General features: G+C 70.3%; 1 protein-coding gene. It reads right to left on the bottom strand.

Translation table 11 applies throughout. The annotated features are described in order from the left end of the window. The coding region (locus E4487_RS24250) for an aldehyde dehydrogenase family protein (RefSeq protein WP_175254577.1) at window positions 1-232 on the bottom strand (232 nt) is incomplete at both ends.

Below are 232 nucleotides of genomic sequence, written 5' to 3'. Positions count from 1 at the left end.
CTCGGCGGTGCTGCCTTCCTGGGCGCGGATGCAGCCGGCGAAGTAGCGGAAGTGGTCGGCGGCCAGCGGCACGTCGGCGTTGAGGGTTTCGCGCACGGCCTTGCCGTTGTCCCAGGTCTCGGCCACGGCCAGCAGTTCGAGGTTGGCTTCGATACGGTCGGCGATCTTCAGCAGGATGTGCGAACGCTCCTGCACGCTGGTGCGGCCCCAGGCGTCGGCGGCGGCATGGGCG

It is taken from the genome of Pseudomonas sp. BMW13, from assembly GCF_013357275.1.
Classification (GTDB): domain Bacteria; phylum Pseudomonadota; class Gammaproteobacteria; order Pseudomonadales; family Pseudomonadaceae; genus Aquipseudomonas; species Aquipseudomonas khazarica.
Note: the sequence above shows the minus strand (reverse complement) of the source record. Positions and strands in the feature narration are given on the sequence as shown.